The organism is Longimicrobium sp., from assembly GCA_036389795.1.
GTDB lineage: Bacteria > Gemmatimonadota > Gemmatimonadetes > Longimicrobiales > Longimicrobiaceae > Longimicrobium.
This window is the reverse complement of record DASVWD010000168.1, coordinates 1-14,536: the sequence shown is the minus strand read 5'-3', so window position 1 is coordinate 14,536 and position 14,536 is coordinate 1. Positions and strand designations below refer to the sequence as shown.

Genomic DNA, 14,536 nt, shown 5'->3' with positions numbered 1-14,536 from the left:
CGGGCGTTCGATCTCGCCGCGGGACCGCTCTTCCGCGCGGTGCTGCTGCGGGTGGATGCCGAGGATCACGTGCTGCTGCTCTCGATGCACCACATCGTCAGCGACGGGTGGAGCATGGGGGTGTTCTTCCGCGAGCTGTCGTCGCTGTACGGGGCATACCGCGAGGGCGGGGAGTCGCCGCTGGCGGAGCCGGCGGTGCAGTACGCCGACTACGCGGTGTGGCAGCGCGAGCAGCTGGCGGGCGAGGTGCTGGACCGGCAGCTCTCGTACTGGAAGGAGCAGCTGGCGGGCGCGCCGGAGCTGCTGGAGCTGCCGACGGACCATCCCCGCCCGGCGGTGCGGACCTACCAGGGCGCGACCGTTCCGGTGGAGTTCTCCCCCGAGCTGCTGGAGCGGCTGCAGGCGCTGGGGCGGAGCGAGGGCGCGACGCTCTACATGGTGCTGCTGGGCGCGTTCCAGGTGCTCCTGAGCCGGTACGGCGCGGGCGAGGACATGGTGGTGGGGAGCCCCATCGCCGGCCGCACGCGCGGGGAGGTGGAGGAGCTGATCGGCTTCTTCGTCAACATCCTGGTGCTGCGGACCGACCTCTCGGGCGACCCTTCGTTCCGCGAGGTGCTGCGGCGGGTGCGCGAGGTGACGCTGGGGGCGTACGAGAACCAGGAGGTGCCCTTCGAAAAGCTGGTGACCGAGCTGCAGCCGGAGCGCAGCTTGAGCCACTCGCCGCTCTTCCAGGTGATGTTCACGCTGCAGAACGCCAGGGACCCGGTAGGCGGGCTTCCGGGGTTGGAGGTCGGCGGATTGGGTGCGGCCATGGGGATCGCCAAGTTCGACCTTTTCCTGAGCGTGGACGCGACCCCCCAGGGGCTGCGCGGCGGACTGAACTACAGCACCGACCTCTTCGAGCGCGGCACGGTCGAACGGATGATCGGCCACCTGGAGCGGGTGCTGGGGCAGGTCGCGGGAGATCCCGCCCGGACCCTCTCCCGCCTGGAACTGCTGGGCGAGGCCGAGCGGTCGATGGTGCTGGAGGAGTGGAACCGGACGGAGCGGCCGTACCCGCGGGGCGTGTGCGTCCACGAGCTCTTCGCCGCGCAGGTGCGGGAGCGTCCCGATGCGGTGGCGATGGTCTGGGGCGAGGAGGAGCTGACGTACCGTGAGCTGGACGCGCGGGCGAACCAGCTGGCGCACCACCTGGTCCGGCTGGGCGTGGGACCCGATGCGCGCGTGGGCGTGCTGCTGGAGCGGAGCGCGGAGCTGATCGTCTCGATCCTGGCCGTGCTGAAGGCGGGCGGCGCTTACGTGCCGCTGGACCCGGGTTATCCGGCCGGGCGGCTGCGCCTGATGATGCGCGACAGCAGCGTTCGCGTGCTGCTCACCCGCAGCCACCTGCCGAAGGTGCTGGAGGCAGGTCAGCTGGACGTCGTCCACCTCGACCAGGCCGCCGCCGCGCTCGCGTCGGAGCCGGTCGAAGCGCCCCGCGACGGGGCGACGGCGGAGAACCTGGCGTACATCGTCTACACCAGCGGCAGCACCGGCCTCCCCAAGGGCATCATGGTGGGCCACCGCCAGGTGGTCCAGCTCGTCGTCGAGACCGACTACGTGCGGCTGTGCCCGGGCGACCGTGTCGCCCAGGCGTCGAACGCGAGCTTCGACGCGCTGACCTTCGAAGCGTGGGGCGCCCTCCTCAACGGAGCCACCCTGGTGGGGATCCCCCAGGACGTGCTCCTCTCCCCCATCGCCCTTCGCCGGGTGCTCCGCGAGCAGCGCGTCACCACGATCTTCCTGACGACCGCGCTGGTGAACCAGCTCTCGCACGAGGTGCCGGACATCTTCGCCCCGGTGCGCGAGGTGCTCTTCGGCGGCCAGGCCGTGGACGCCGACAGCGTGCGGCGGCTGATGAAGGCCGGCCGGCCGCGGCGGCTGCTGCACATGTACGGGCCCACGGAGACGACGACGTTCTGCCTGTACGAGGAGGTGGAGCACGTCGCGGAGGACGCGCTGACCGTTCCGCTGGGACACGCGACGGGGAACCAGCGGATCTACCTCCTCGATCCCGCCCTCAACCCGGTGCCGGTGGGCGTCCCGGGCGAGGCGTACGTGGGCGGCGGCGGCGTGGCGCGCGGCTACCTGGAGCGCCCCGGGCTGACGGCGGAGCGCTTCCTTCCCGACCCGTTCTCCGCGGAGCCGGGTGCGCGGATGTACGGCACGGGCGACCGGATGCGGTGGCGCGGGGAGAGGAAGCTGGAGTTCATCGGCCGGCTCGACGAGCAGGCGAAGATCCGGGGCTTCCGAATCGAGCCGGCGGAGGTGGAGAGCGCGCTGTCGGCGCACCCGGCGGTGCGCGAGGCGCGGGTGGTCGTGCGCGAGGACCGGCCGGGCGACCGGCGGCTGGTGGCGTACGTGGTGGGCGAGGTGGAGGCGGAGGAGGTGCGTGCGTTCCTCCGGGGAAGCCTGCCGGAGTACATGGTGCCGGCCGCCGTCGTGGCCCTGGAGCGCCTCCCCCTGACGCCGAACGGGAAGGTGGATCGGCGGGCGCTGCCGGTGCCGGAGTACGGATCGGCGGAAGACCGGTACGTGGCGCCGCGGACGCCGTTGGAGGAGGTGCTGGCGGGGATCTGGGCCGAGGTGCTGCGCCTGGAGCGGGTGGGGGTGGGGGAGAACTTCTTCGAGCTGGGCGGGCACTCGCTGCTGGCCACGCGGGTGGTCTCGCGCATCCGGGCCGTGTTCGGGGTGGAGCTGCCGCTGCGGGCGCTGTTCGAGGGGCCGACGACCGCGGAGATGGCCGCGCGCGTGGAGGAGATGCGGCGGGCGGATCTGCCGGTGCTTCCGCCGGTGGTGCCGGTGGAGCGCACGGGGGCGCTGCCGCTCTCCTTCGCGCAGGAGCGGCTCTGGTTCATCGACCGGCTGGAGCCCGGAAGCGCCGTCTACAACATCCCCATGGCATGGCGCCTGGGCGGTGCGCTGGACGGGGCGGCGCTGGAGCGGAGCCTGAGCGAGATCGTCCGGCGTCACGAGTCGCTGCGGACGGTTTTCACGGAGGTGGACGGCTCGCCGGTGCAGGTGGTGGCGCCCTTCGGCGGGTTCGCCCTGCCGGTGGAGGACCTGTCGGAGTGGAGGGAGGCGGATCGGGAGGCGGAGGTCCGGCGGCGCGCCGGCGAGGAGGCGGGGCGGCCGTTCGACCTCTCGGCGGGACCGCTCTTCCGCGCGGCGCTGCTGCGGCTGGGCGCCGAGGATCACGTGCTGCTGCTCTCGATGCACCACGTCGTCAGCGACGGGTGGAGCCTGGGGGTGTTCTTCCGCGAGCTGTCGTCGCTGTACGCGGCGTACCGCGAGGGGCGTGAGTCGCCGCTCCCCGAGCTGGCGGTGCAGTACGCCGACTACGCGGTGTGGCAGCGCGAGCAGCTGGAAGGCGAGGTGCTGGATCGGCAGCTCTCGTACTGGAAGGAGCAGCTGTCCGGCGCGCCGGAGCTGCTGGAGCTGCCCACGGACCGTTCCCGCCCGACGGTGCGGACGTACCAGGGCGCGACCGTTCCGGTGAGCTTCTCTCCGGAACTGCTGGAGCGGTTGCAGGCGCTCGGGCGGAGCGAGGGGGCGACGCTGTACATGACGCTGCTGAGCGCCTTCCAGGTGCTGCTCTCGAAGTACGGCGGGGGCGAGGACATCGTCGTGGGCAGCCCGGTCGCCGGACGCACGCGCCGGGAGGTGGAGGAGCTGATCGGCTTCTTCGTCAACACCCTGGTGCTGCGGACCGACCTCTCGGGAGATCCGTCTTTCCGGGAAACCCTGCGGCGGGTGCGGGATGTCACGCTGGGTGCGTACGAGAACCAGGAGGTGCCCTTCGAGCGCCTGGTGGAGGAGCTGAAGCCGGAGCGGTCGCTGAGCCACTCGCCGGTCTTCCAGGTGATGTTCACGCTGCAGAACGCCGGGGGCGGGGGCGGGGGAGCCCCTCTTCCGGGGCTGACGGTCGGCGGAGTCGGAGCGCAGCTCGAGAGCGCCAAGTTCGATCTCTCCCTGACGCTTGGGGCGACCGCCCACGGCCTGCGTGGCGGACTGAACTACAGCACGGACCTCTTCGAGCCGGGCACCATCGAGCGCATGGTGGGGCATCTGGAGCGGGTGCTGGAGCAGGTCGCCTCCGATGCGGACGTGCGGCTTTCGCAACTGGAACTGCTCGACGAGGCGGAGCGCGCGCTCGTCCTGGAGGAGTGGAACCGGACGGCGGCCGAGTTTCCGGCGGACCGATGCATCCACGAGCTCTTCGAGGCGCAGGCGGCGCGCACGCCGGGGGCGGTGGCCGTCGCCTTCGAAGGTGATTCGCTTGCCTATCGCGATCTGAACGAGGCTGCCAACCGTCTGGCGCATCACCTCATCCGCCGCGGGGTGGGGCCCGAGGTGCGGGTGGGGATCTGCCTGGAGCGGAGCCTGGAGATGGTCATCGCCATCGTGGCCGTGCTCAAGGCGGGCGGGGCATACGTCCCGCTGGACCCGGGCTATCCGCCGGAGCGGCTGGCGTACATGCTGGAGGATTCGGGCGTGGCCGTGCTGCTCATCCAGGAGCGGCTGCGCGGCATCCTCCCCGCTTCCACAGTGCCGACGCTGGCCGTGGACGCCGCGTGGGATCTTGTCGCGCGGGAGAGCGCGGAGAACCTCGCGCCCGCCGTGACGCCGTCGAACGTGGCGTACGTCATCTACACCTCCGGCTCCACCGGCCGGCCCAAGGGGGTGATGAACCAGCACCGCGGCGTGGTGAACCGGCTGTGGTGGATGCAGGCGGAGTACGGCATCGGCGCCGGCGACGTGGTGCTTCAGAAGACGCCGTTCTCGTTCGACGTGTCGGTGTGGGAGTTCTTCTGGCCGCTGCAGCAGGGCGCCACCCTGGTGATGGCGCGGCCGGACGGGCACCGCGACCCGCTGTACCTGCAGGAGGTGATCGAGCGGCGCGGGGTGACCACGCTGCACTTTGTCCCCTCCATGCTGCAGCCGTTCGTGGAGGCGGTGGAGGCGGGCCGCTGCGGCTCGTTGCGCCGCGTCATCTGCAGCGGCGAGGCGCTGCCGCCGGCGCTGGTGCGGCGCTTCTACGACCGCTTCGCCGGCCCGGTGGTGCTCACCAACCTCTACGGCCCCACCGAGGCGGCCGTGGACGTGAGCTGCTGGGCGTGCGCGCGCGAAGACGCCGCCGACGTGGTGCCCATCGGCCGCCCCGTCTGGAACACGCGGCTGTACGTGCTGGATGCGGCGCTCAAGCCTGTCCCCGTGGGCGTGCCGGGCGAGCTGTACATCGGCGGCGTGCAGGTGGCGCGCGGCTATCTGGGCCGCTCCGCGATGACGGCGGAGCGCTTCGTCCCCGATCCGTTCTCGGCGCAAGGCGGCGCACGCCTGTACCGCACGGGCGACCGGGCACGGTGGCGGGCGGACGGCGCCATCGAGTACCTGGGGCGGCTGGACTTCCAGGTGAAGGTGCGCGGCTTCCGCATCGAGCTGGGCGAGATCGAGGGCGTGCTGCGGCGGAGCGAGGGAGTCGTCGACTGCGTGGTGATGGCGCGCGCGGATGCGGGCGAGCAGCGGCTGGTGGCGTACGTGGTGGGCGGCGTGGATGCGGGCGTGCTGCGTGAGCACCTGCGCCGGGAGCTCCCGGATTACATGGTGCCGGCGGTGTACGTGGTGCTGGAGCGGCTGCCGCTGACCGCGAACGGCAAGCTGGACCGCAAGGCGCTGCCGGCGCCGGAGGGGGATGCGAACGCGCGCCGGAGCTACGAGGCACCGCGGGGAGAGGTGGAGGCGGCGCTCGCCGAAATCTGGGCAGAGGTGCTGGGGGTAGGGCAGGTGGGGCGGTGGGACCACTTCTTCGAGCTGGGCGGGCACTCGCTCCTGGCGATCAAGCTGATCGAGCGGATGCGGCGCTCGGGGCTGTACACGGACGTGCGGGCACTGTTCACCGCGCCGGTGCTAGCCGAGCTGGCACAGGCCGTGGGCCGGGTGTCGTCCGACATCGAGGTCCCCGCCAACGGGATCCCGGAGGGGTGCGGGGCCATCACGCCGGAGATGCTGACGCTGGTGGAGCTTAGCCAGCCGGAGATCGACCGGATCGTGGGGTTGGTGCCGGGCGGAGCCGCGAACGTGCAGGACATCTACCCGCTGGCCCCGCTGCAGGAGGGGATCCACTTCCACCATCTGCTGTCGCAGGAGGGGGATCCCTACCTGACGCCGATGGTGACCGAGTTCGACACCCGCGCTCGCCTGGAGCAGTACCTGGGGGCACTGCAGGCGGTGATCGACCGCCACGACATCCTGCGCACTGCCGTGGCCTGGGAGGGGCTGCGCGAGCCGGTGCAGGTCGTCTGGCGGAACGCGCCGTTGCCCGTGGAGGAGGTGGAGCTGGAGGCAGGGGATACGCCGGAGCAGCAGTTGTGGCGGCGCTACAACCCTCGGCACTACCGGATGGACCTGACGCGGGCGCCGCTGCGGCGTGCGTGCATCGCCGAGGACCGCGCGCGTGGTCGGTGGCTGCTGCTGATGCTCATGCACCACCTGACGAGCGACCACGAGTCGCTGGAGGTGCAGCGGGAGGAGATTGCGGCGCACCTGCTGGGTCGCGAGTCGGAGCTGCCGGCGCCGCTGCCGTTCCGCAACTACGTGGCGCAGGCGCGCCTGGGGGTGAGCCGGGAGGAGCACGAGCGGTTCTTCCACGGGATGCTGGGGGACGTGGAGGAGCCGACGGCGCCGTACGGGCTGCTGGACGTGTTGGGGGAGGGACATGGGATCGGGGAGGCGCGGCTACCGGTGGCGGGCGACCTGGGCGCACGGCTGCGCCGCCGGGCGCGGGCGCTGGGGGTGAGCGCGGCGAGCCTGTGCCACCTGGCGTGGGCGCAGGTGCTGGCGCGGCTGAGCGGCCGGCGGGACGTGGTCTTCGGGACGCTGCTCTTCGGCCGCATGCAGGGCGGGGAGGGCGTGGACCGGGTGATGGGCCTGTTCATCAACACGCTGCCGGTGCGGATCGGGGTGGGAGAGGAGGGGGTCGAGGCGGCGGTGCGGCGCACGCACGTGCTGCTGGCGGAGCTGCTGCGGCACGAGCACGCCTCGCTGCCGCTGGCGCAGCGCTGCAGCGGCGTGGCGGCGCCCGCGCCGCTGTTCACCTCGCTGCTGAACTATCGCTACAGCGGCGCGACGAGTCGTTCGAAGCAGGCGGGGCCGGGGCAGCCGGGCGAGGGAGTGCGGGAGATTGGCGCACAGGAGCGGACGAACTACCCCGTGGTGCTCTCGGTGGACGACCTGGGGGAGGGATTCGCGCTGTCGGCGCAGGTGGCGGCCCCCGCGGACGCGAGGCAGGTGTGCCGGATGATGCACACGGCACTGGAGCGGCTGGTCGAGGCGCTGGAGGCCACTCCCAGGCGGGCGGTCGGGAGCCTCGACGTGCTGCCGGAGGCGGAGTGCCGCATGGTGGTGGAGGAGTGGAACCGCACGGAGCGGCCGTACCCGCGGGACGTGTGCATCCACGAGCTCTTCGAGGCGCAGGTGCGGGAGCGGCCCGGTGCCGCGGCGCTGGTCTGGGGCGATGAGTCGCTGACCTACCGGGAGCTGGACGCGCGGGCCAACCGGCTGGCGAACCACCTCGTACGGCTGGGCGTGGGACCGGACGCGCGGGTGGGCGTGCTGCTGGAGCGGAGCGCGGAGCTGATCGTCTCGATCCTGGCCGTGCTCAAGGCGGGCGGCTGCTACGTGCCTCTGGACCCGGGCTATCCCCCCGAGCGGCTGCGCATGATGCTCGCCGACAGCAGCGTTCGCGTGCTGCTCAGCCGCGGCGGCCTGGCGGGGGAGGTGGAGGCCGGCGGACTGGCCGTCGTCCACCTCGACCAGGCCGCCGACGCGCTCGCGGCGGAGCCGGCGGAGGCGCCGCGCGGCGGCGCGACGGCGGAGAACCTGGCGTACATCGTCTACACCAGCGGGAGCACGGGGAAGCCCAAGGGCGTGATGGTGGCCCACCGCCATGTCGTCCAGCTCGTCGTCGAAACCGACTACGTCCAGATCCGTCCCGGCGACCGCATCGCGCAGGCGTCGAACGCCGCCTTCGACGCCCTGACGTTTGAGACCTGGGGGGCGTTCCTCAATGGCGCGACCCTGGTGGGGATCCCCCTCGCAGTCCTCCTCTCGCCCCCCGCGCTGTACAGGATGCTGCGCGAGGAGCGCATCACCACGCTCTATCAGACCACGGCGCTGCTCAACCAGCTGTCGCGCGAGCAGCCGGACATCTTCGCGCCGCTGCGCGACGTGCTCTTCGGCGGCCAGGCGGTCGATGCCGACAGCGTGCGGCGGCTGCTGAAGGCCGGCGGCCCCGAGCGCCTGCTGCACATGTACGGGCCCACCGAGACGACCGCCTGGTGCTCGTGGGAGCAGGTGGAGCACGTCGCGGAGGATGCGCTGACGGTCTCCGTGGGGCGGGCCACGGGGAACCAGCGGATCTATCTCCTCGATGCCGCGTTGAACCCGGTGCCGGTGGGGGTGCCGGGCGAGGCGTACGTGGGCGGCGATGGGGTGGTGCGCGGCTACCTGGATCGTCCGGGGCTGACGGCGGAGCGCTTCCTCCCCGATCCGTTCGCCGTGGAGCCGGGTGCGCGCATGTACCGCACCGGTGACCGGCTGCGCTGGAAGGCGGACGGGCGGCTGGAGTTCATCGGCCGGGTGGACGAGCAGGTCAAGGTGCGCGGCTTCCGGATCGAGCCGGGGGAAATCGAGGCGACGCTGACCGCCCACGCCGACGTCCACGAGGCCCGCGTGATCGTGCGGGAGGACGAGCCCGGCGAGCAGCGGCTGGTGGCGTACATCGTCGGAAAGGCGCACGCGGACACGCTGCGCGAGCACCTGCGGCTGTCGCTGCCGGAGTACATGGTGCCGAGCGCGTTCGTGGCGCTGGAGCGCATCCCGTTGACGCCCAACGGCAAGCTGGACGTGAAGGCGCTCCCCGCGCCGGAGCTCGGGCCGGCGGAGAAGTACGTGGCGCCGCGCACCCCCGTGGAGGAGGTGTTGGCGGAGATCTGGGCGGAAGTGCTGCGCCTGGAGCGGGTGGGGGTGCGGGACAGCTTTTTCGAGCTGGGCGGGCACTCCCTGCTGGCAATCCGGGTGGTCTCGCGCATCCGCGAGGTGTTCTCGGTGGAGCTGCCGCTGCGCGCGCTCTTCGAGGGGCCCACGGTGGCGGAGCTGGCGGTGCCCGTGGAGGAGCTGCGCCGCGCGGAGCTGCCGGTGCTCCCGCCGGTGGTGCCGGTGGAGCGCACGGGTGCGCTGCGGCTGTCGTTCGCGCAGGAGCGGCTCTGGTTCCTGGACCGCCTGGAGCCGGGGAGCACCACCTACAACATCTTCGGGGCACGGCGCCTGGGGGGTGTGCTGGACGAGACGGCCCTGGAGCGGAGCTTTAGCGAAATCGTCCGGCGGCACGAGTCGCTGCGTACCACCTTCCGGGAGGTGAATGGCTCCCCGGTGCAGGTGGTCGCGCCCTTCGAGGGGTTCTCCCTGGCGGTGGAAGACCTGTCGGGCTTGAGCGAGGCGGATCGCGAGGCGGCGGTCGGGCGGCGTGCCGGGGAAGAGGCGCGGCGGCCCTTCGACCTCTCGACTGGGCCGCTCTTCCGTGCGGCGCTGCTGCGGCTGGGCGCCGAAGATCGCGTGCTGCTGCTCGGGATGCACCACATCGTCAGCGACGGGTGGAGCATGGGGGTGCTCTTCCGGGAGCTGTCGTCGCTGTACGCGGCGTACCGCGAGGGGCGTGAGTCTCCGCTCCCCGAGCTGCCGGTGCAGTACGCCGACTACGCGGTGTGGCAGCGGGAGCAGCTGACGGGCGAGGTGCTGGATCGGCAGCTGGCCTACTGGAAGGAGCGGCTGGCGGGCGTGCCGGAGCTGCTGGAGCTGCCCACCGACCATCCCCGCCCGGCGGTGCAGACGTACCGGGGCGCGACGGTCCCGGTGGCGCTCTCCCGGGAGCTGCTGGAGCGGCTGCAGGCGCTGGCACGGAGCGAGGGCGCGACGCTGTACATGACGCTGCTGGGCGCCTTCCAGGTGCTCCTCTCGAAGTACGCCGGGAGCGAGGACGTGGTGGTGGGAAGCCCGATCGCCGGGCGCGCGCGCGGGGAGGTGGAGGCGCTGATCGGCTTCTTCCTCAACACCCTGGCGCTGCGGACCGATCTCTCGGGAAACCCGAGCTTCCGGGAGGTGCTGGGTCGGGTGCGGGAGGCGACGCTGGGCGCGTACGCGCACCAGGAGGTGCCCTTCGAGAAGCTGGTGGCCGAGCTGCAGCCGGAGCGGTCCTTGAGCCACGCGCCTTTCTTCCAGGTGTGGTTCACCCTGCTGAACGCCGAGGGTGGGGGCGGGGGAGTCGCTCTTCCGGGGCTGGAGGTGAGCGGAGTCGGTTCGGAACTCGGGACCGCCCAGTTCGATCTCTCCCTGATACTCACGGCGACCCCCCAAGGCCTGCTTGGCGGGCTGAACTACGGCACGGACCTCTTCGAGCGCGGCACCGTCGAGCGGATGCTCGGCCACCTGGAGCGGGTGCTGGAGCAGGTCGCCGCCGACGCGGACGTGCGGCTTTCTCGGCTGGAGCTGCTCGGTGAGGCGGAGCGCCGGCAGGTGGTGGAGGAGTGGAACCGCACGGACGCGGCGTATCCGGCGGACCGGTGCATCCACGAACTGTTCGAGGCGCAGGCGGCGCGGGCGCCGGGGGCGGTGGCCGTGCGCTTCGAGGGCGAGTCGCTCACCTACGGCGAGCTGAACGAGCGCGCGAACCGGCTGGCGCACTCCCTCGTCCGCTTGGGCGTAGGCCCCGAGGTGCGCGTGGGGCTCTGCCTGGAGCGGAGCATGGAGATGGTGGTCGCCATCCTGGCGGTGCTCAAGGCCGGGGGCGCGTACGTGCCCCTGGACCCCGGCTACCCGGCCGAGCGGCTGGCGTTCACGCTGTCGGATGCCGGCGTACCCGTCGTGCTGGTGCAGGAGTCGGTGCGCGCCGTCCTGCCCGCGGTCGACGGGGTGGAGATCGTCAGCCTCGACGGCCTGTCGGAGCAGCTTGCGGCGGAGAGCGCGGAAAATCCGCGGAGTGGTGCCACGTCGGAGAGCCTGGCGTACGTCATCTACACCTCCGGCTCCACCGGCCGTCCCAAGGGAGTGCTGATCGCGCACCGCAACGTGGCGCGGCTCTTCGCGGCCACCGAGGCCGGGTTCGGCTTCGGCGAAAGCGACGTGTGGACGCTCTTCCACTCGTACGCCTTCGACTTCTCGGTCTGGGAGCTGTGGGGCGCGCTGCTCTACGGCGGACGGCTGGTCGTCGTCCCCTGGTCGGTGTCGCGCGACCCGGCCGCCTTCCGCAAGCTCCTGGCGCGCGAGCGCGTCACCGTGCTGAGCCAGACCCCGTCGGCGTTCCGCGCGCTGGCGGAGGTGGACGAAGGCGAGGCCGAGCCGCTGCAGGCGCTGCGGACGGTCGTCTTTGGCGGCGAGGCGCTGCAGTACGAAAGCCTGCGCGGCTGGCTGGACCGCTACGGGCCCAGGCGTCCGCGGCTGGTCAACATGTACGGCATCACGGAGACGACGGTCCACGTCACCTGGCACACCGTCACCGGGCGCGAGCTGAAGGACGCGGCCGCGGGGAGCGGCGTGGGGAAGGCGATCCCCGACCTGCGCGCGTACGTGCTGGACCCGGCCGGGAATCCATCTCCCCTGGGCGTCCCCGGCGAGCTGTACGTGGGCGGGGCGGGACTGGCGCGCGGCTACCTGGGCCGGCCGGGGCTGACGGCGCAGCGCTTCGTCCCCGATCCGTTCTCGGGTGAAGCGGGCGCGCTGCTGTACCGCTCGGGCGACCGGGCGCGGTGGAAGGCGGACGGGACGCTGGAGTACCTGGGCCGCATCGACCAGCAGGTGAAGATCCGCGGCTTCCGCATCGAGCTGGGGGAGATCGAGTCGGTCCTGCTGGCGCACCCCGGCGTGGCTTCGGCCGCGGTGATCGTGCGCGGCGAGGGGCGCGACACGGAGCTGGTGGCGTACGTGGTGGCCGCGGGGAGGGCGCCGTCGCCCGCGGAACTGCGCGACGCGCTCAAGCGGCATCTCCCCGACTACATGGTGCCGGCGGCGTTCGTCCCGCTGGAGCGGCTGCCGCTGACCGCGAACGGGAAGCTCGACCGTAAAGCGCTCCCCGCGCCCGAGGCCGCCGCGGCGGGGGCGGAGGACGGGTACGTCGCCCCGCGCACGCCGGTGGAGGAGGTGCTGGCGGCGATCTGGTGCGAGGTGCTGCGCCTGGAGCGCGTGGGCGCCGAGGACGACTTCTTCGCGGTGGGCGGCCACTCGCTGCGCGCCACGCAGGTGGCGGCGCGCGTCCGGGACGTGTTCGCCATCGAGCTGCCGCTGCGCGCGCTGTTCGAGGCGCCGGTGCTGGCGGACCTGGCCGCGCGGGTGGAGGAGATCCGCCGCGCCGGGGTGCCGGTGCTCCCCCCGGTGCTCCCGGTGGACCGCACGGGGCCGCTGCCGCTGTCGTTCGCGCAGGAGCGGCTCTGGTTCATCCACCGGCTGGAGCCGGGGAGCGCCGCTTACAACATGCCCGTGGTGCGGCGCCTGGGCGGAGCCCTGGACGAGCCGGCGCTGGAGCGCGCGCTGGGCGAGATCGTCTGGCGGCACGAGTCGCTGCGTACCACCTTCGCGGAGGTGGACGGCACCCCCGTGCAGGTGGTGGCGCCCTTCCGCGGATTCGCCCTGCCGGTGGAGGACCTCTCGGGATTGAGCGAAGCGGATCGAGAGGCGGCGGTCAGGCGGCGCGTTCAGGAGGAGGCGCAGCGAGCATTCGACCTCTCGGCGGGACCGCTCTTCCGCGCGGCGCTGCTGCGGCTGGGCGAGGAAGACCACGTGCTTCTTCTGTCGATGCACCACATCGTCAGCGACGGGTGGAGCACGGGGGTGCTCTTCCGTGAGCTGTCCATCCTCTACCAGGCGTACCGCGACGGCGGCGAGTCGCCCCTGCCGGAGCTGCCGGTGCAGTACGGCGACCACGCCGTGTGGCAGCGCCGCCATCTGCAGGGCGAGGCGCTGGAGCGGCAGGTGGCGTGGTGGAAGGAGCGGCTGGCCGGCGCGCCGGAGCTGCTGGAACTGCCCACGGACCACCCGCGGCCCGCCGTGCAGGCGTACCGCGGGGCGTACGAGCCCATCCGCGTGGGCGCCGAGCTGCTGGAGCGGCTGCAGACCCTCGGGCGCGGCGAGGGCGCCACGCTGTTCATGGTGCTCACGGGCGCCTTCCAGGTGCTGCTGTCGAAGTACAGCGGCAGCGAGGACCTGGTGGTGGGCACCACCATCGCCGGGCGAACGCGCGGCGAACTGGAGGGGCTGATCGGCCTGTTCATGAACACGCTGGTGCTGCGCACGGACCTGTCCGGCCAGCCCACCTTCCGCGAGGTGCTGCGGCGGGTGCGGGAGATGACGCTGGGCGCGTACGAGCACCAGGAGCTGCCCTTCGAGCGGCTGGTGGAGGAGCTGCGGCCGGAGCGGTCGCTGGGCCACTCGCCCCTCATCCAGGTGCTCATCGAGCTGCTCGCCCTCGACGGCCAGGGGGGCGGCGGAGGGCTCCCGGGGCTGGAGACCCGCGGCCTTGGCGCCGAGGTGAAGACGGCCAAGTTCGACCTGACCGTAGGCATGGCCATCACCCCCCACGGCCTCGCGGGCGGCGTGATCTACAACACGGACCTGTTCGAGCGCGGCACCGTCCGCGCCCTGGTGGAGCACCTGGTGCGCGTGCTGGAGCAGGTCTCGGCCGATCCCGACCAGCGCATCTCCCGCCTGCGGCTCATGAGCCCGAGCGAGCGGGACCGGGTGGTGGGATGGAACCGCACGACGGCCAGGTACCCGGCGGAGCGCTGCATCCACCAGTGGATCGAGGTCCAGGCCGCCCGCACGCCGGACGCCCCCGCCGTCCTGTTCGGCGAGGAGCGGATGACCTTCGGGGAGCTGGACGCGCGGGCCAATCGCATCGCCCGCCACCTCGCGGGACTGGGGGTGGGGCTGGAGACGCGGGTGGGGGTGTGCCTGGAGCGCGGGCTGGACATGATGCCCGCCATCCTGGGGGTGATGAAGGCCGGCGGGGCGTACGTGCCCATCGACCCGTCCCACCCCGCGGAGCGGATGTCGTACGTGCTGGAGGACTCCGGCGTGCGCGTGCTGCTCACCCAGGCGGGGCTGCGCGACCGCGTCCCCGCGGCGGAGGGCATCGCCGTGGTGTGCCTGGACGGCGAGCGGGCGCGGATCGAGGCGGAGAGCGCGGCGCCCCTGGAGAGCGGGGTCACGAGCGAGAACCTCTGCTACGTCATCTACACTTCGGGATCGACCGGCCGGCCCAAGGGCGTGGCCATGCACCACCGCGGGGTGAGCAACTACATCCACTGGGGCATCCGCCACTACGGGGCGGACGCGGGGAGCGGCGCGCCCGTCTTCTCGTCCATGGCGGTGGACCTCACCATCACCAACCTGCTGCCGCTGTTCTGCGGCCACCCGGTGCACTTCCTCCCCGAGGAGAACGCCGTCGAGGCGC

1 protein-coding gene is annotated in these 14,536 nt (G+C 72.4%); it reads left to right on the top strand.

Annotation, left to right across the window (positions count from 1 at the left end):
* Positions 1-14,536: non-ribosomal peptide synthase/polyketide synthase (locus VF746_22210; protein HEX8695142.1), on the top strand; the 14,536-nt coding region annotated here is incomplete at both ends.